Origin of the sequence: Variovorax sp. S12S4 (genome assembly GCF_023195515.1) — a bacterium.
Taxonomy (GTDB): Bacteria; Pseudomonadota; Gammaproteobacteria; order Burkholderiales; family Burkholderiaceae_C; genus Variovorax.
The window spans coordinates 3,678,764-3,695,738 of the sequence record NZ_JALPKR020000002.1; the positions used below are offsets into that span (position 1 = coordinate 3,678,764).

Sequence of the window (16,975 nt, forward strand, 5' to 3'; positions counted from 1 at the left end):
GAACGCGCAGAAGCGCGAATAGGCGTGGCTTGACGGAGGGCGTCCGTTCGGATTGACCAGGTCTTCGAGCTCGACCGGCACTCCGGTCGCCATCGTGTCTACCGCGGGAACGGTAAGTGTCATGGGAATTTCCCTGAATATGGGTGGGGCCCTCCCCGCAGAACGGGAAGGGCCGGGGCGCGCTACTTGTTGTCTTGCACGGCCTTGACCAGGCGCTGCAGGTCAGGCGTAGAGATGAACTTCGTGTAGACCGGCGTCATGGCCGAGCGGAACGAGGCCTTGTCCACGTCGGCAACGATCTGGGCGCCGCCCTTGGTCACGACTTCGAGCGACTTGGCTTCCTGCTCGTCCCACTTCTTGCGCTGGAACGCGACCGATTCCTTCGCCGTGGCGCGGAACAGGTCCTGGTCGGCCTTGGGAAGCTTGTCGTAGATGGCCTTGGACATCACGAGCATTTCAGGTGCCATGGAGTGTTCGGTGCGCGAATAGAACTTCACTGCTTCGTAGTGCTTGAAACCGTCGTACGAAGGAATGTTGTTTTCAGCAGCGTCGATGAGGCCGGTCTTGAGCGCGGTGAACACCTCGCCAGCGGGCATTGGCGTGGCGTTGGCGCCCATGGCGCTCACCAGTGCAACCCACAGGTCGGACTGCTGCACGCGGATCTTCAGGCCCTTGGCGTCGGCCAGCGTCTTCACCGGCTTCTTGGCGTAGATGGAGCGCGCGCCGCTGTCGTAGAAGGCCAGGCCGACCAGGCCTTCGTGCTCGCAGCCCTTCAGGATTTCTTCGCCGATGGGGCCGTCGAGCGACTTGCGCATGTGGGCGATCGAGTCGAACAGGAAGGGCATCGTCGGCACCAGCGTCTTGGGGCAGATCGAATTCAGCGCGCTGATGTTCACGCGGTTCATCTCGAGCGCGCCGATCTTGACCTGGTCGAGCGTTTCCTTCTCGCTGCCCAGTGCGCTCTTGTTGAACACCTTGATCTTGTATTTGCCGTTGCTGCGCTTGTCGAGCAGTTCGCTCATGTGCTTGACGGCGGCGACGGTGGGGTAGTCGTCGCTGTTGTGCACGTCGGCCGAGCGGAACTCGACAGCGCTTGCCGTCATCGCGCAGGCGCTGGCGGCCAGTGCAATCAGGTGGCGGGTGTATTTCATTTGTCTTCCTCTTCGGGTTGGTGGTTAAAAAGCAATCAGAAACGGCATTCGGGTTCCGGCAGACCCTTGATGCCCGGGCGCAGCGCAAAAACGCCGCCCGCCAGCGGTTGATCGGACAGGTTGCCGCCCGGGCGGATCGATGTCACGAAGAGCGTGTCGAGTTGCGGGCCGCCAAAGGCGCACATGGCGGGCTTCTTGACCGGCACTTCGAGCGAACGGTCGAGCTTTCCCTCGGGCGTGAAGCGGTGCACCAAGCCTGCGTCGTTGCCGCAGATCCAGTAGCAGCCGTCGGCGTCGACCGCGGCGCCGTCGGGGCGGCCCGGCAGCGGCTTCATGTCGACGAACACGCGGCGGCCATGCGGCGTGCCGGTGTCAGTGTCGTAGTCGAAGGCCCAGATGGTTTGAACCAGCGGATGCGAGTCCGAGAGGTACATGGTTTTGCCGTCGGGGCTGAAGGCCAGGCCGTTCGGAACGATCATCTGTTCGAACTGCGGGCGCAACGCGGCACCCGCGTTCACGTCGGCCTGGTAGCGGTAGACGCGGCCGACCTCGTGGGCCGCCGCCATGTCCATTTGCATGGTGCCGGCCCAGAAGCGGCCCTGGCGGTCGCAGCGCCCGTCGTTGAAGCGCATGCCGTGCTCGGCATGCGCCGCGCTGGCAATGGGGCTCGCAGCCAGCGAGCCCTCTGGGCGCGTTGCGATTGCGAACAACCCGCTTTCCATGCCGGCAATCCATTCGCCCGGGTGGCCCGCGCGCGGCGCGATGCAGGCGAGCATTTCGTCGCCGGTCCAGCGGCTGTGTTCACCCGTCGGGGCGTGCCAGCGGTGCAGGTGCCTGGCCGGAATGTCGACCCAATAGAGCGCCTGTTCGTCCGCGCGCCAGACCGGGCTTTCGCCGGTCGCGCACTGCACATCGAGAACCAGTTCGGCTTTCATGCCGGCAGTCATTGGGTGTCGCCGAACGGGCCTTGCGCCGTGAAAGCGCCGCCTTGGTAGATGGCGTTCGGGTCGGTCGGCGCCACGGGCGGCTGGGCCTCGACCTTGTCGCGGAACACTTCGGAGGTGTCCTGCGGCACGAAGCCCAGGTGCGCCGCCGCGCTGTTGTCCCACCAGACATCGCGGTTGGCCGACATGCCGTAGACCACCGTGTGCTTGACTTCGCGCGTGAAGAGCGATTTTTCGATCAGCGTGGTGAGGTCGCGGTAGCTGAGCCAGGTGCTCATCATCCGGCGGTTGAGCGGCTCGGGGAAAGACGAGCCGATGCGGATGCTCACGGTTTCGATGCCGTAGCGGTCGAAGTAGAACTGCGCCACGTCTTCGCCGAAGGACTTGGAAAGACCGTAGTAGCCGTCGGGCCGGCGTGCGGCGCCGGCGTCGATCCGCTCGTTCTGCTTGTAGAAGCCGATCACGTGGTTCGAGCTCGCGAACACCACGCGCTTCACGCCGTGGCGGCGGGCGGCTTCATAGATATGGAACACGCCCTTGATGTTGGCTTCGAGAATCTCTTCGAACGGACGCTCGACCGACACGCCGCCAAGGTGCACGATGGCGTCGCAGCCTTCGACCAGCGCATGCACCGCGGCTTTGTCGGAAAGGTCGCAAGGCACCACTTCTTCATGCGCGCCCTCGGAAGGCGCGACGGCGGCAATGTCGGAAAGGCGCAGGATCTCGGCATAGGGGCGCAGGCGTTCGCGCAATACCTTGCCCAGGCCGCCGGCCGCGCCGGTAAGCAGAATCCGGTGGAGCTTGTTGTTTGAAACTTGTGAGGACGTCGACATGTTTATGGGCGCTTGAAATGGGTGGGTTCCTGTCGGCCGTGAATCCAGGCGGCCTCAGTGGCGGCAAACTTCATCCGGATATCGAGTCAATCCAAATAACCGGCCGATGGATAGAGCGGCACTTGCGAAGGACTGGAGTGATAAGTTATCTGTTGTCGTACAACTAATAGGGGATTATTATCTTGACCATGGTCCAAACGGCTACGGGTAATCCCTCAATTTCGGATGCCGCGACGGAAGTCGCCGGCGGCGGCTCCTTCGTGGGGCGTGCGCGCCCGCGCGGCCTGGCCCATGGGCTGGTCGAAGACCTGGGCGAAAAAATTCGCAATCAGTCGCTGCGCCCGGGCGACAAGCTGCCCACCGAATCGGCCATCATGAAGTCGTTCGGCGTGAGCCGCACCGTGGTGCGCGAAGCGCTGTCGAAGCTGCAGGCCGCCGGCCTGGTGGAAACGCATCACGGCGTCGGCACCTTCGTGCTGCAGCCACGCGCGGCGGGCATGTTCCGGCTCGATTCGACCGACATTGCCAACTCGGTGGACGTGCTGGCGGTGCTCGAGCTTCGCATCAGCCTCGAGACCGAATCCGCAGGGCTCGCCGCCTCGCGCCGTACGGAGGAGCACCTGCTCGCCATGCGCCAGGCGCTCGACGATTTCGAGCGCAACGTGGCGGTGGCGGGGGACACGGTGGCGCCGGACTTCCGCTTTCACCTGCAGATCGCCCAGGCCACCGGCAATCCGTATTTCGCGGACATCATGAGCCACCTTGGCACCACGATCATTCCGCGCACGCGCATCACTGCAATCCGCAACTACGACCGGCGCGGCGAATACCTGAGCCGCGTGAACCGCGAGCATGAAGAGATCTACGCCGCCATTGCGCGCCGCGATCCCGAGTCGGCCCGCGCGGCCATGCGCATCCACCTGACCAACAGCCGAGAGCGGCTGCGCGTGGCGCAGGAAGCGGCACAGCAAACGGCCGCCACCACGCCGCCGACGGCTTCCTGAACGAAATTTCCAGCAATACGCTGGACAATCGTTGTTTGTAGTTGTACGATGACTGACAACACAAACCAGCTGGAGACTTGAATGAGTTTGAAAAGACGCGATCTGATGCTCGGCGCCCTCGGTGGCGGTGTACTTGCAGCCAGCGGCGCTGCACATGCGGCCGACAACTGGCCATCGAAGCCGGTGCGTATTGTGGTGCCTTACCCGCCGGGCGGTTCGTCCGACATCATTGCCCGCTCCATCAGCCAGCCGCTGTCGGAAGCACTCGGCCAGCCGGTCATCGTCGAGAACAAGCCGGGCGCCAACGGCAACCTCGGCGCCGATTACGTCGCCAAGTCCAAGCCCGATGGCTACACGCTGCTGCTGTGCGACGTGGGCGCGCTGGCCATCAGCCCCTCTGTCTATACGAAGCTGCCGTTCGATCCTTCGAAGGACCTGCGCGGCGTGACCATGCTGGCCTACTCGCCGCACTTGCTCGTGGTGCACCCGTCGGTGCAGGCCAACAGCCTGAAAGAGCTGATTGCGCTGTCGAAAAAGTCGGACATCAATTTTGCCGTGACCGCCACGGGCAGCGCGCCGCACCTTGCCGGCGTGGCGCTAGAGCGTGCCAGCGGCGCGCGCTGGCAATACGTGCCCTACAAGGGCGGCGTGCAGGCGGTGCAAGACACCGTGGCCGGCCAGACGCAGATCCTGATGAACGGCATGCTGGCGACGTTGCCGCACGTGCAAAGCGGCAAGCTCAAGGTGCTCGGCGTTTCCAAGTCGACGCGCATGCCGCTCATCGGCGAAGTGCCGACGATTGCGGAGCAGGGCGTGTCCGGCTTCGAGTCCGGCACGTGGCAGGGCGTGCGGGTTGCCAAGGGCACCCCGGACGCCATCGTGCAGCGCCTCAACAAAGAGCTGATCACCGTCATCCGCTCGGCCGACATCCGCTCGCGCCTTGCAGGGCAGGGCGCAGAGGTCGTGACCATGGCGCCGGCCGAGGAAGAGCAGTTCTTCGGCAAGGAGCGCGTGCGCTGGGCCAAGGTCGTCGCCGACGCCGGAATCAAACTGGACTGATCGGCTCTACCGATCCATTTTTTAACTCACTCTCATTGGTGTCTCGATGAACCCTCAAGAACTCAAATCCATCATGGGCTCCGGCCTGCTCTCGTTTCCGTTGACCGACTTCGACGCGAACGGGGACTTCAACAAGAGCAGCTACGAGAAGCGCCTCGAGTGGCTTGCTCCCTACGGCGCAAGCGCGCTGTTCGCGGCCGGCGGCACGGGTGAGTTCTTCTCGCTGACGGGCGACGAGTACCCCGGCATCATCAAGACCGCGGTCGACACCTGCCGCGGCGTGGTGCCGATCATCGCGGGCGCCGGCGGCCCCACGCGCTTTGCCATCCAGTGCGCGCAAGAAGCCGAGAAGGCCGGCGCCCACGGCATTTTGCTGCTCCCGCACTACCTGACCGAAGCCGGCCAGGAAGGCCTGGCCGCGCACGTCGAGGCCGTGTGCAAGAGCGTGAAGTTCGGCGTGATCGTCTACAACCGCGCCACCAGCCGACTCAAGCCCGAAACGCTGGCCGGCCTGGCCGAGCGCAACCCGAACCTCGTGGGCTTCAAGGACGGCATCGGCGACATCGAAGCCATGGTTGCCATCTACCAGAAGATGGGCGACCGCTTTGCCTACCTGGGCGGCCTGCCCACGGCCGAGGTGTATGCCGCGGCCTACAAGGCCATGGGCACGCCGGTGTATTCGTCGGCTGTCTTCAACTTCATTCCGAAGACCGCGGTGCAGTTCTACGAAGCCGTGCGCGACGACGACATGGCCACCCAGCATCGCCTGCTGAAGGACTTCTTCATGCCCTACCTCGAGCTGCGCAACCGCACGCCGGGCTACGCGGTGAGCATCGTCAAGGCCGGCGCCAAGATCGTCGGCCACGACGCAGGCCCGGTACGCGCGCCACTCACCGACCTGAAGCCCGCCGAGATGGAGCAGCTGAAGGCGCTCATCGACGCACTCGGCCCGCAGTAAGCAGAACGAACAGCCGAATCAATCAACAACAACAACGGAGACAACGACACATGTTCATCAAGAAGCTTTTTCTGGTCGCTGCATCGGCCATGCTGTTCACGGGCTGCGCGATGATGCCCGCGGGCGGCGGCGCATCGGCGGAGCCGGCGGTGGCCGCGGCCGCCGAGCGGCTGCGCGTGGCAATGATCGACCCGACCCCGGCCGCCCTTGGCACGCTGGTGGCCGACGACCTGAGCTACGGCCATTCGGGCGGCAGGGTCGACACCAAGGACAGCTTCATCGGCGACCTGGTCGCCGGCAAGTCGGACTTCGTCAGCATCACCATCACCGAGCAGACCATCAAGGTGGTCGGTGGCGACACGGCCATCATGCGCCATACGCTTGCGGCCGATACACTGGATTCGGGCAAGCCCGGCAAGGTGGCGCTGAAGATCCTCGGCATCTGGAAGAAGCAGGGCAACGACTGGAAGTTGCTGGCCCGCCAAGCCGTGCGCATCTAGCACCCGCCATCCACCAGGTTTCGCGCAAATGACAAATCCAGCTTCCATCTCTTCCGTTTCCGGCGCGCCTGTGGTCACCGGCATGCGCGTGGTGCCCGTCGCGGGCCACGACAGCATGCTGATGAACCTGAGCGGTGCGCACGGCCCGTTCTTTACGCGCAACCTGCTGATCCTGACCGACAGCGCCGGCAACACCGGCGTTGGCGAAGTGCCCGGCGGCGAGAAAATCCGCCAGACGCTCGAAGACGCGCGCGGCCTCATCGTGGGCCAGCCCATCGGCAAGTACAACGCCGTGCTCAACAGCATGCGCAGCGCCTTCGCCAACCGCGACAGCGCGGGCCGCGGGCAGCAGACCTTCGACCTGCGCGTGACCATTCATGCGGTCACCGCCGCCGAAGCGGCACTGCTCGACCTGCTGGGCCAGCACCTCGGAGTGCCGGTGGCCGCACTGCTCGGCGAAGGCCAGCAGCGCGACGCCGTGCAGATGCTCGGCTACCTGTTCTACGTGGGCGACCGCAAGAAGACCGACCTGCCGTACGAGAGCGACCCCGGCGCCGACAACGACTGGTTCCGCCTGCGCCACGAAGAAGCGATGACCCCCGAAGCCATCGTGCGCCTGGCCGAAGCCACGCATGCGCGCTACGGCTTTACCGACTTCAAGCTCAAGGGCGGCGTGCTGCGCGGCGAAGAAGAGGTGGAGGCCATTCGTGCGCTGCACGAGCGCTTTCCGCAAGCGCGCGTCACGCTCGACCCCAACGGCGGCTGGCTGCTGCAAGATGCCATTCGCCTCTGCCGCGACTTGCACGGCGTCATGGCCTATGCCGAAGACCCGTGCGGTGCCGAGGGCGTGTTTTCCGGTCGCGAAGTCATGGCCGAGTTCCGCCGCGCCACGGGCCTGCCGACCGCCACCAACATGGTGGCGACCGACTGGCGCGAAATGGTGCACAGCCTCTCGCTGCAGTCGGTGGACATCCCCTTGGCCGACCCGCATTTCTGGACGCTGCAGGGCTCCGTGCGCGTCGCGCAGCTGTGCCAGGCCTGGGGCCTGACCTGGGGCTCGCATTCGAACAACCACTTCGATGTGTCGCTTGCCATGTTCACGCATGTGGCGGCGGCCGCGCCGGGCAAGGTCACGGCCATCGACACGCACTGGATCTGGCAGGACGGCCAGCACCTGACCAAGGCGCCGCTGCAGATCGAGGGCGGCTTCGTGAAGGTGCCGACCCGCGGCGGGCTTGGCATCGAGCTCGACATGGACGAGGTCGAGAAGGCGCACCAGCTCTACCTGAAGCACGGGCTGGGGGCGCGCAACGATGCGCAAGCCATGCAATACCTGATCCCCGGGTGGACTTTCGACAATAAAAAACCATGTCTGGTCCGCTGAAGGTTTAGTCTCCCGTTTCCATTTCCGCAGCCGGACACCCAGTGCCCGGCTTCTTTCTTTTCATCGAGCAGCAAGGAAAACACATGCAAAACTTCGACAACCTGATCGGCGGCGAATGGCGCGCGGGCAGCAGCTACAGCCCGAACGTGAACCCCAGCAACCTGGCCGACGTGCTGGGCCAGTACACCCAGGGCGATGCCTCGCACGTGGAAGCCGCCGTGGCCGCCGCCACCGCCGCCTTCCCCGCCTGGGCCACCGGCAGCGTGCAGGCACGCTCCGACGCGCTGGACAAGATCGGCACCGAAATCCTCGCGCGCAAGGAAGAGCTCGGCACGCTGCTCGCCCGTGAAGAAGGCAAGACCAAGGCCGAAGGCATCGGCGAAGCCACCCGTGCCGGCCAGATCTTCAAGTTCTTCGCCGGCGAATGCCTGCGCCTGTCGGGCGAGCTCGTGCCCTCGGTGCGCCCCAACATCGGCGTCGAAATCACGCGCGAGCCCGTCGGCGTCGTCGGCCTCATCACCCCCTGGAACTTCCCCATCGCCATTCCGGCCTGGAAGATCGCCCCGGCGCTTGCCTTCGGCAACTGCGTGGTGCTGAAGCCCGCCGACCTCGTGCCCGGCAGCGCCTGGGCCCTGTCCGAAATCATCAGCCGCTCGGGCATTCCCGCGGGCGTGTTCAACCTGGTAATGGGCCGCGGCAGCGTCATCGGCAACGCGCTGGTCAACCACCCGGGCATCCATGCCATCAGCTTCACCGGCTCGGTGGGCGTGGGCCGCAACATCGCCATCCAGTGCGTGACCAACCACAAGAAGGTGCAGCTGGAGATGGGCGGCAAGAACCCGCAGGTCATCCTGGACGACGCCGACCTGACCCAGGCCGTGGAGCTGAGCGTGCAAAGCGCCTTCTATTCCACCGGCCAGCGTTGCACGGCCTCCAGCCGCCTGATCGTCACCGAAGGCATCTACCCCAAGTTCATCGAGGCGATGAAGGCCCGCATGGCCAAGATCAAGGTGGGCGACGCACTGGCCCAGGGCACCGACATCGGCCCCGTCTCGTCCAAGTCGCAGCTCGACCAGGACATGGAATACGTGGCCATCGGCAAGGGCGAGGGCGCCACCCTGGCTGCGGGCGGCGAGCTCCTGAAGCTGGAGACCGACGGCTACTACATGTCGCCCACGCTGTTCAGCGAAACGGCTGCCGCCATGCGCATCAACAAGGAAGAAATCTTCGGCCCGGTGGCGAGCGTGATTCGCGTGAAGAACTACGAAGAAGCGCTGGCCACGGCCAACGACACGGAGTTCGGCCTCTCTGCGGGCATTGCAACCACGAGCCTGAAGTACGCCACGCACTTCAAGCGCCACAGCCAGGCCGGCATGGTGATGGTGAACCTGCCCACGGCGGGCGTGGACTACCACGTGCCGTTCGGCGGCCGCAAGGGTTCGAGCTACGGCCCGCGCGAGCAGGGCAAGTACGCGCAGGAGTTCTTCACCACCGTGAAGACGGCCTACACGCTGGCTTGATGTTCCCCCGGCCACCCGCCTTCAAAGCGGGTGGCCGCTGCGCGCCATCGAGCGCCGCAGCCCCAGTGCAAGCAGCACGCCCATCGCGCCCGCCAGGGCGACGATGACGGCCGCCGCCGGCCAGCCCATTGAGTCCACCGCACCGCCCACGATCACGGGGCCGATCATCTGGCCGAGATTGCTGCCCAGCATGAGCAAGCCCATCGACATCGGTATCAGCCGCGCGCTCGGTGACACGATGGGAGAGGTGCCGATCAGCGTTGCAGGGAGCAGGCCGCCCGCGCCCGAAAAAGCCAGGCACAGCAAGAACGCCGGCAACGCACCGAGCACCGGCAGGAAGATGCCGATGGCCGAGAGGCCCATCGACGCGCTGGCCACGGCCGCCAGCAGCCAGCGCGCCACGCCGCGTTTCAGCAGCACGCCGGCTGCAAGATTGCCCGCCACGTTGACGCAGCAGGCCACCGCGCTCAGCGCCCCTGCCGCGGCCATGCCCACGCCCATGCGCTCGATCAGCAGCACCGGCAGAAAGCTGAAGAGCGCGAAGAACTGCAGGCTGTAGATCACGAACGAGGCCGCGATCAGCGCCGGCGCGCCGGCCTTGGCGGTGGCGGCCGCATCGCGCGCCATGCTGTGCCATGACACTGGCGCGGCGCTGGCGGTGGCGCTGCGCGAAACGCCAAGCAGCAGCAACAGCGCAAGCAGCGCCGCAAGCGCGGCATTGGTCAGCCAGAAGCCGCGCCAGCCATCGAGCAGCGAGCCGCTGAACAGCGCAATTGCAATGCCGGTCGGCATGAAGCAGCTCCAGATTGCAAAGGCCAGGTCCTTGCCGCCGGGCGCAACCATGCGTTGCAGCACCGATGGCCCGGCAATGGTGATCAGCACGAACCCAAGGCCTTCGACGATGCGGCCGGCCAGCAGCATTGCCACGCTGTTTGCCAGCGCACCCGCCGTGCTGCCGGCGGCAATGGCCAGCAGCCCGGCGAGCACCAGGCGCCTGTCGCCGGCGCGCGCGACCCAGGCGCCGACCGGCACGGCACCGGCCACGCCCAGCAGCGAGAACATCGCCATCAGCCAGCCGACCATCGAGAGGTCGAGCCCGAAATCCGCGCGCAACTGCGGCACCGCGATGGCGACCTTGCCGACCTGGAGCGAGGCCGCCACACCGGCGGCCACCACCAGCGCCACGCCGCGCCAGTGTGTTGAAGAAGAAGAGAGGGGAAGGGCGGCAGGCGGTGCGCCGGCCATTTCGAATTGCTTCTGCATGCCGCCACTTTGCGGCGAATGCATGATCAATGAAAGCGAATAATATCGGCCAAGTCAATCGATTGAAAAGATCATGCTGGACATCCTCACGCTCAGCCAGATGCAGATGTTCGTCGCCGTGGCGGACGCCGGGAGCTTTCGCGCCGGTGCCGCGCGGCTGCACCGCGTGCAGTCGGCCGTGAGCCATGCCATTGCCAATCTTGAAGAGCAGCTGCAGGTGCGGCTCTTCGACCGCTCGGGCCACAAGCCTGTGCTCACGCCCACGGGCAAAGCGCTGCTTGGCGACGTGAGGGTCATCCTGTCGAAGGTCGAGGCGCTGCGCTCGCGTGCGCAGGGGCTCGAGCAAGGCATAGAGCTGGGCCTGGCGATAGCGGTGGACACGCTTTTTCCGCCTGATCTTCTGGCCAGCGCGCTGCGCGGCATGCATGCGGTCTACCCGAGCATTGCCATCCGCGTGGAATACAGCTCGATGGGCGGCACCATCGATGCATTGAGTTCGGGCCGGTGCGATCTGGCCATTGCGGCCTTCGGCCATGCCGAAGAAAAAATCAGCCGCGAGTTCCTGATGGTGCTGCATACGCTCGCGGTTGCGGCGCCTTCCCATGCGCTGGCCGTCCATGCGCGGCAACGCGGCGCCAAAGGCCTGGACACCGCGGCAGCGGAGCACGTGCAAATCGTGGTGGAAGACCCGAGCACGCTCAGCCAGGGTTACGACATCGACGTGCTCTCGCCTTCAACCTGGCGCGTGACCGACATGTACGCCAAGCTCGCGCTGCTGCGCGCGGGCCTGGGGTGGGGAAAGATGCCCTCATGGCTCGTGGCGGGCGACCTGGCCGCCGGAACGCTGGTGCAATTGCCGGTAAGCCGCATCGGCCCTGAAGGCGCAACCAGCCAGCAGTGCCACTTTTGCCACCGCGCCGACAAGACACCGGGCGCAGGTGCCGCGCTGCTGCGCGAGTGCCTCATGGCGGAAGCGAAAGCGGCGGCGCCCGGCGGCGGCGCCGCATCAGCATTTCCACGAGCTCGAAAATCCCCTCGCTCAGCAGCGCCAGCGCCGCGGCCGGCAGCGCCCCGGCCAAGAGCAGCTCGCGGTCGTTGAGCGCGAGACCGGTCACGATGCGCTCGCCGAAGCCGCCCGCGCCGATGAACGCCGCAATGGTCGCCGTGCCGATGGCAATGGCCGTGGCTGTTCGAATGCCCGCCAGCAGCGTCGGCAATGCAAGCGGCAGCAGCACCAGCCGCAGACTCTGCGGCGGCGTCATGCCAAGCGCGGTGCCCGCCATGCGCAGGCCGTTCGGCACTTCGGCAAGGCCCGTTACCGTGTTGCGCATGATCGGCAGCAACGAATAGAGCGTGAGCGCAATCAACGCCGGCAATGCACCGATGGCGCCGAGCAGTGAAATGAGCACCGCGAGCAATGCGAGCGACGGCACGGTCTGCAAGATGCTCGCAATACCGAGCACCGCCGCGCGCAGCCGCACATGCGAAAACACCAGGATCGCGAGCGGCACGCCGATCAGGATCGCGACACCCACCGACACTGCCACCAGCACCAGGTGCTGCCGCGTGAGCTGCCAGAGGTCGGCCCCGAACAGCTTGGCGGTGAAGCCGCGCTTGGCTTCCCTTGGCTGGGCCTTGCCGCCGGTGCCCGTGCCGGCCAGGAAGTCGCGCGCAATCGCATCGAAGGGCACGCTCTGCAGCTCGGCGCGCGCATTCATCGCGATCATCGCGCGCTCGTCGATGCGGCCTTCGAGCGCCTGCAGCGCGGCCCACGCCTTGGGCAGCCGCGTGGGCAGGTCGAGCCGGTACAGCAGCACGGCGTCGTAGCGCGGAAAGTACTTCTTGTCGTCTTCGAGCACGCGCAGGCCCAAGTGGTCGATCTTGGCATCCGTGGTGTAGATGTCGATCGCATCGATCTGCTTTGCGGCCACAGCCTCATAGGCCAAGCCGTGGTCGAGTCCGGTCGGCGTCTGGGTGAAGCCGTAGCGCGCGGCAAGGCCCTTCCAGCCGTCGGCGCGGCCGATGAACTCGTTCGACAGGCCGAGCTTGAGCTCGGGGTGGCGCGCCAGGTCGCTCAGCGTGCGCAGGCCCAGCCGTTCGGCATCGGCCGCGCGCACCGCGAGCGCATAGCCGTCGTTGAAGCCCAGCGGAACGGCCACGCCCAGGCCCAGCGGTGCCAGTGCCGCATTCATGGCTTCGCGCGTGTCGGCCGGCGAGCCCTTCAGGATTTCCAGCGCAATGGTGCCGGTGTATTCGGCGTACACATCGATGGCACCCGAACGCAGCGCCTCGTAGACGATGGCGGTGTTGCCGAGGCCTTGGCGCACCACGGGCGGCGATGCGGTGTGCGGCGCCGCCGTCTGCGCCAGCAGCTCGGCCAGGATGTACGACTCCGTGAAGCGCTTGGAGCCGACGCGCAGCGTGCCGTCGGCCGGCTGCGCCGATGCGGTGGCGCCGAGCCAGGCCATGACGAACAAGAGCCAGGTGGTGCGCAGGATGCGGTGGGGCAGGTGCATCGGGGGCCAGTGTATAGAGATCGAAGGCCGTCAGGGTGCACCCGCCAATCTCCTACAAACCTTGGTGCGGGCAACCGATGCTTTGTAGAAGCGGACTCATCCATATTGGCTGCCATGAACAAGAAAACCCATCTCCTGCCCGGCCCTGACGTTCACGGCCTGCGCGAACTCCCGGGGTTGCGGGTGGAGGGCTACAGCCTGCAGCTGCGCGACAAGGACGGCTTTGTGGGCGATCAGGCCAGCCAGACCGCGTTCAGGGAACTGCTCGAGCGCTGGCGCAAGCGCCGCCGCAAGGCCGGCACCGACCCGCTCGGCAAGGAACACTCGCGCGACCTCAGCAAGAAGCAGCTCGACCGCATGCTGCAAAAGACCTCGGCCGCCGGTGACCTGATGCACGGTGCCATCGAGGAATTTGCCGAGGAGCTGGCCTTCGTGATCCAGCGCTTCACCCGGCAGCCTTCATGGAAGAAGGTCGAGCGCATCGTGGTGGGCGGCGGCTTCATCGAAAGCGACGTGGGCGAGCGCGCCATTCTGCAGACGGCAGCCATTCTTGAAGACATGGGCGTGCACGTTCAGCTCGGCCGGCTGTCGCACGATGTGGACGATGGCGGCCTGATCGGCTGGGTGCACCTGACACCGCCGGCCATGCTGAAGAAGCACGACGCGATTCTGGCGGTGGACATTGGCGGCACCAATGTGCGCTGCGGCATTGTGAAGACACGCCGAAACAAGGCGCGTGACCTCTCGATGGCCAAGGTAGTGCAAAGGGAGAAGTGGCGCCACGCCGACGACGGACCCAACCGCACCGACATGGTCGAGCGCATCGCGCTCATGCTCGAGGACATGGTTCGCTATTGCGAGCGCAAGGACATCAGCCTCGCACCCTTCATCGGTATTGCGTGCCCGGGCCTGATCCGCAAGGACGGCTCGATCGAGCGCGGCACGCAGAACCTGCCCGGCGATTGGCAGAGCCGGGCGTTTCACTTGCCCGGTGCGCTGTGGCGCCGCATGCCGATGATCGGCTCCGGCCCCACGCTCATCCTGATGCACAACGATGCGGTGGTGCAGGGGTTGAGCGAGTTGCCTTTCATGCGCGACGTTTCCCATTGGGGGTGCTGACCATCGGCACCGGCCTTGGCAACGCGAGCTTCACCAATACCTTCTAGTTTCCCGGCGTGTTCGGCGCCGCCGGCATGTCGCCGCCGAGCGCCTTGTAGACGGCCACCATGCCTACCGCCATGCGGCTCGTGCTCTGCGCCTGCTCGCGCCGTGCCTGCAGCAGCGTGCGGCGGGCGTCGAGCTCGACGCCGAAATCCGTGAGCCCGTTGGCATAGCGCGCATGCGCCAGCGTGAGCGCGTCGCGGCTGTGGCGTTCGCGCTCGGCCAGCTCGGCGTGGCGCTGGCGTTCGGCGGCATAGGCATTCAGCGCGGAATCGATCTCGTGCCACGCCTTGAGCACGGTCTGCTGAAAGGCCACCGCGGCCTCCTGCTGCTGCAGCTCGCGCAGCGTGACCGTGCTCCGGCGCCGGCCGTTGTCGAAGATGGGCAGGCTGATCGAAGGCCCGATATGCCATTGCCGGCTGCCCCATTCGCCGAAACGTTCGCTGCCCACCGATTCGAAGCCGAAGCCTGCCCCCAGCGTCACACGCGGATAGAGATCCGCCACGGCCACGCCGATGCGCGCGGTGGCGGCATGCAGTTGCGCCTCAGCCGCGGCAATGTCGGGCCGGCGGCGCGCCAGGTCCGAAGGCAGGCCCAAGGCAAGCTCGGGCAGCGGCGGTCCCTGCAGTGCTTCGAGCGTGTCGTTTGCGCGGCCGGCTTCCGGTGCCGCAAGCTCGGCGTTCAGCGTACCGGGCATGGCGCCGGTCAGCAGCGTGATCTGGTTCATGACCTGCGCCTCCTGCTGCAGCAGCGCCGGAATGCGTGCCTTCAGTTCGGCCAGCTGCGTGCGCTGCCGCGTCGGGTCCAGATCGGTGACCAGGCCGCCATTCGCACGCGCCTGCACCAGTTCGAGCGATTCGGCCGCGGCTGCAATGTCGGCGCGCGCCAAGCGCAGTTCGCGCTGGGCGCCACGCAATTCGAAGTAGTTGCGCGCCACCTCGGCCTGCACGCTCAGCTGCACCTGGCGCAGCAGCGCCGCCGATGCGCCCGTGTCCGCATCCGCGGCCTCGATGCTGCGGCGCACGCGGCCCCACAGGTCGATTTCCCACGACGCGTCGAAGCCGGCCTGGTAGAGGTTGTAGGGCTCGCTCAGCGTGCGTATCAGCTGCTCGCGGTTAGACACCGACGAACCCAGCGCGTCGATCATCCGCGTGGCGGCGCCGGTCTCGCTCTGGCGCTGCCGGTTGACGCCGCCGCTGGCATTGAGCTGCGGGCCCTGCTGCGCCGCCGCCGCGGTGCGCTGGACGCGGCTTTGCGCAAAGCGCAGGGCAGCGGTCTGGAGGTCGTGATTGGCCGCGAGCGCGCGGGCCTGCAACTGGTCGAGCAGCGGGTCGTTGAAGGCTTTCCAGTCGCCGGACGCGGTGGCCGTGGGCGCAGCATTCCGCTCGGCGCCGAGCAGTGCCGGCGAGCCGCCATGCCATGCGGACCAATCCGCCGGCGCCTGCGCCTGCGCGGGCCGGTGGTCGGGCCCCACGGCGCACCCCGCAAGAAGAAGCGCGATCGCGGAACAGGAGAAGGACAAGAGGAGGGTTCGTGGTGCGGACATGCAAGGCTCCCGGGTTCAGACCAGGCGATGGCGAAACAGCCAAGCTGCCAGCGGCAGCGTGACAAGGGCGATGATCGAAAGCGGAATCAGGTTGTGCCACACGGTGGCCAGGCCCACGCCCTCCAGGTACACGCGCTGCACTAGGTCGATCGCAAAGCGCAACGGGTTGGCCATGGTGATGACCTGCAGCGCGTGCGGCATGTTGCGCACTGGCGTGGTCAGGCCCGACAGCAGCATCATCGGCATCAGCAGCACGAAGGTGTAGAGCATGGCCTGCTGCATGTTGGCCGACACCGCCGAGATCGACAGGCCGATGCCCACGCTGGCCACGGTGAAGAAGACCAGCCCGGTGTAGAGCGTGGCCAGGGAGCCCGCCATCGGAATGCCGAACCAGAACACCGCCACCAGCAAGATCAGTGTTGACTGCGCGAGCCCGACCAGCACCGGCGGCAACGCCTTGCCGATCATGATTTCGAGCGGCGACATCGGCGTGACCAGCAATTGGTCGAAGGTGCCTTGCTCGCGCTCGCGCGCCACCGAAAGCGCGGTGAGCAGCAGCGTCTGCAGCATGCTGAGCGCGGCGATCAGCCCGGGCAGCAGGTTCCACCGCGTCTCGAGGTTCGGGTTGAACCATGCACGCGATTCGATGGTGAGCGGGGCCATGGGCGCGCCGGCACGCGTGCGCAACTCGGCGTTGTAGCGCTCGACCACCGAGCCCACGTAGCCGGCCGCCGAACCCGCGGTGTTCGAGTTGCGCGCGTCCAATATCAGCTGGATGGCCGCGGGCTGGCCGGCGCTCAACTGCTGCTCGAAGTTGGGTGCGATCTGAATCACCATCAGCGCCTTCTCGGTGTCGATCACCTCGCGGATATCGGCCTGCGTGCGCAGCGTTGCCACGCGGTGAAAGACGCCGGTGCTGTCCAGGTGCGCAATCAGCTCCGTCGACGCACCCGTGCGGCTCTGGTCGAGCAGTGCATAGGGCACGTTCGAAAGGTCATACGTGGCGCCGTACCCGAAGATGAGGCTTTGCATGATGGCCGGAACGAACAGGATCACGCGGCTCGCCGGATCCTTGAGGATGGCGAGCAGCTCCTTGCGGCAGAGGTTGGCGATGCGCAGCAGAAAATCGGTCATGG

Annotated in this window: 14 protein-coding genes and 1 pseudogene; 8 read left to right on the forward strand and 7 right to left on the reverse strand. The window is 66.2% G+C overall.

What is annotated here, in order from left to right; all coding sequences use genetic code 11:
• Positions 1–182 precede the first annotated feature (182 nt).
• Genes M0765_RS18085 through M0765_RS18095 form a run of 3 tightly spaced genes read right to left on the reverse strand, consistent with a single transcriptional unit; the run spans position 183 to position 2,928 of the window.
• Positions 183–1,151 carry a TRAP transporter substrate-binding protein gene (locus tag M0765_RS18085; RefSeq protein ID WP_258505176.1) on the reverse strand — a complete coding sequence of 323 codons (969 nt, stop codon included), beginning with the start codon at positions 1,149–1,151 and terminating at the stop codon, positions 183–185.
• Between the two features lie 35 nt (positions 1,152–1,186).
• On the reverse strand, positions 1,187–2,086 hold the full coding sequence (locus M0765_RS18090) for an SMP-30/gluconolactonase/LRE family protein (RefSeq protein WP_258505177.1): 900 nt from the start codon (positions 2,084–2,086) through the stop codon (positions 1,187–1,189).
• 8 nt (positions 2,087–2,094) lie between these two features.
• Complete coding sequence (locus tag M0765_RS18095; RefSeq protein WP_258505178.1) at positions 2,095–2,928, reverse strand: NAD-dependent epimerase/dehydratase family protein; 834 nt, start codon at positions 2,926–2,928, stop codon at positions 2,095–2,097.
• A 188-nt stretch (positions 2,929–3,116) separates the two neighbouring features.
• On the opposite strand from M0765_RS18095, the gene M0765_RS18100 reads away from it, so the two are divergent.
• The 6 genes from M0765_RS18100 (at position 3,117) to M0765_RS18125 (ending at position 9,353) form a co-directional block, all read left to right on the forward strand.
• Entirely contained in the window at positions 3,117–3,932 is an 816-nt protein-coding gene (locus tag M0765_RS18100) for a FadR/GntR family transcriptional regulator (RefSeq protein ID WP_258505179.1), read from the forward strand.
• Between the two features lie 81 nt (positions 3,933–4,013).
• Positions 4,014–4,991, forward strand: a complete 978-nt coding sequence (locus tag M0765_RS18105) for a Bug family tripartite tricarboxylate transporter substrate binding protein (protein WP_258505180.1) — start codon at positions 4,014–4,016, stop codon at positions 4,989–4,991.
• A 46-nt stretch (positions 4,992–5,037) separates the two neighbouring features.
• Positions 5,038–5,949 carry a 5-dehydro-4-deoxyglucarate dehydratase gene (gene kdgD, locus M0765_RS18110; protein ID WP_258505181.1) on the forward strand — a complete coding sequence of 304 codons (912 nt, stop codon included), beginning with the start codon at positions 5,038–5,040 and terminating at the stop codon, positions 5,947–5,949.
• 50 nt (positions 5,950–5,999) lie between these two features.
• Positions 6,000–6,449 (forward strand): nuclear transport factor 2 family protein, encoded by a 450-nt coding sequence (locus M0765_RS18115; RefSeq protein ID WP_258505182.1) that lies wholly within the window; start codon positions 6,000–6,002, stop codon positions 6,447–6,449.
• 28 nt (positions 6,450–6,477) lie between these two features.
• Positions 6,478–7,833, forward strand: a complete 1,356-nt coding sequence (gudD, locus tag M0765_RS18120; RefSeq protein ID WP_258505184.1) for a glucarate dehydratase — start codon at positions 6,478–6,480, stop codon at positions 7,831–7,833.
• A gap of 83 nt (positions 7,834–7,916) precedes the next feature.
• Entirely contained in the window at positions 7,917–9,353 is a 1,437-nt protein-coding gene (locus M0765_RS18125) for an aldehyde dehydrogenase family protein (protein WP_258505186.1), read from the forward strand.
• A gap of 21 nt (positions 9,354–9,374) precedes the next feature.
• Here M0765_RS18125 and M0765_RS18130 read toward each other — a convergent pair whose 3' ends face one another.
• Positions 9,375–10,616 carry an MFS transporter gene (locus M0765_RS18130; RefSeq protein WP_258505188.1) on the reverse strand — a complete coding sequence of 414 codons (1,242 nt, stop codon included), beginning with the start codon at positions 10,614–10,616 and terminating at the stop codon, positions 9,375–9,377.
• A 100-nt stretch (positions 10,617–10,716) separates the two neighbouring features.
• Here M0765_RS18130 and M0765_RS18135 point away from each other — a divergent pair.
• Positions 10,717–11,529: pseudogene (locus M0765_RS18135) on the forward strand (LysR family transcriptional regulator); the annotation flags it as partial.
• 49 nt (positions 11,530–11,578) lie between these two features.
• On the opposite strand, the gene M0765_RS18140 reads toward M0765_RS18135, so the two are convergent.
• Positions 11,579–13,132: an ABC transporter permease/substrate-binding protein gene (locus M0765_RS18140; RefSeq protein WP_446751563.1), complete on the reverse strand. Its 1,554-nt coding sequence runs from the start codon at positions 13,130–13,132 to the stop codon at positions 11,579–11,581.
• A 114-nt stretch (positions 13,133–13,246) separates the two neighbouring features.
• Here M0765_RS18140 and M0765_RS18145 point away from each other — a divergent pair, with 114 nt between their 5' ends.
• Positions 13,247–14,251 carry an ROK family protein gene (locus M0765_RS18145; RefSeq protein ID WP_258505190.1) on the forward strand — a complete coding sequence of 335 codons (1,005 nt, stop codon included), beginning with the start codon at positions 13,247–13,249 and terminating at the stop codon, positions 14,249–14,251.
• Between the two features lie 43 nt (positions 14,252–14,294).
• Here the strand turns inward: M0765_RS18145 and M0765_RS18150 are convergent, their stop codons facing one another.
• Positions 14,295–15,839: an efflux transporter outer membrane subunit gene (locus tag M0765_RS18150; protein WP_258505192.1), complete on the reverse strand. Its 1,545-nt coding sequence runs from the start codon at positions 15,837–15,839 to the stop codon at positions 14,295–14,297.
• A gap of 15 nt (positions 15,840–15,854) precedes the next feature.
• The gene (locus M0765_RS18155; protein ID WP_258505194.1) at positions 15,855–16,973 is read right to left on the reverse strand and encodes an ABC transporter permease; all 1,119 of its coding nucleotides are present in this window, start codon (positions 16,971–16,973) and stop codon (positions 15,855–15,857) included.
• Positions 16,974–16,975 lie beyond the last annotated feature (2 nt).

Coding starts and splice junctions, on each gene's coding strand:
- M0765_RS18130 (WP_258505188.1), bottom strand. CDS start 10,616: ATGCAGAAGCAATTCGAAATGGCCGGCGCACCGCCTGCCGCCCTTCCC.
- kdgD (WP_258505181.1), top strand. CDS start 5,038: ATGAACCCTCAAGAACTCAAATCCATCATGGGCTCCGGCCTGCTCTCG.
- M0765_RS18100 (WP_258505179.1), top strand. CDS start 3,117: ATGGTCCAAACGGCTACGGGTAATCCCTCAATTTCGGATGCCGCGACG.
- M0765_RS18145 (WP_258505190.1), top strand. CDS start 13,247: ATGAACAAGAAAACCCATCTCCTGCCCGGCCCTGACGTTCACGGCCTG.
- M0765_RS18150 (WP_258505192.1), bottom strand. CDS start 15,839: ATGTCCGCACCACGAACCCTCCTCTTGTCCTTCTCCTGTTCCGCGATC.
- M0765_RS18090 (WP_258505177.1), bottom strand. CDS start 2,086: ATGAAAGCCGAACTGGTTCTCGATGTGCAGTGCGCGACCGGCGAAAGC.
- M0765_RS18125 (WP_258505186.1), top strand. CDS start 7,917: ATGCAAAACTTCGACAACCTGATCGGCGGCGAATGGCGCGCGGGCAGC.
- gudD (WP_258505184.1), top strand. CDS start 6,478: ATGACAAATCCAGCTTCCATCTCTTCCGTTTCCGGCGCGCCTGTGGTC.
- M0765_RS18155 (WP_258505194.1), bottom strand. CDS start 16,973: ATGACCGATTTTCTGCTGCGCATCGCCAACCTCTGCCGCAAGGAGCTG.
- M0765_RS18095 (WP_258505178.1), bottom strand. CDS start 2,928: ATGTCGACGTCCTCACAAGTTTCAAACAACAAGCTCCACCGGATTCTG.
- M0765_RS18140 (WP_446751563.1), bottom strand. CDS start 13,132: ATGCACCTGCCCCACCGCATCCTGCGCACCACCTGGCTCTTGTTCGTC.
- M0765_RS18085 (WP_258505176.1), bottom strand. CDS start 1,151: ATGAAATACACCCGCCACCTGATTGCACTGGCCGCCAGCGCCTGCGCG.
- M0765_RS18105 (WP_258505180.1), top strand. CDS start 4,014: ATGAGTTTGAAAAGACGCGATCTGATGCTCGGCGCCCTCGGTGGCGGT.
- M0765_RS18115 (WP_258505182.1), top strand. CDS start 6,000: ATGTTCATCAAGAAGCTTTTTCTGGTCGCTGCATCGGCCATGCTGTTC.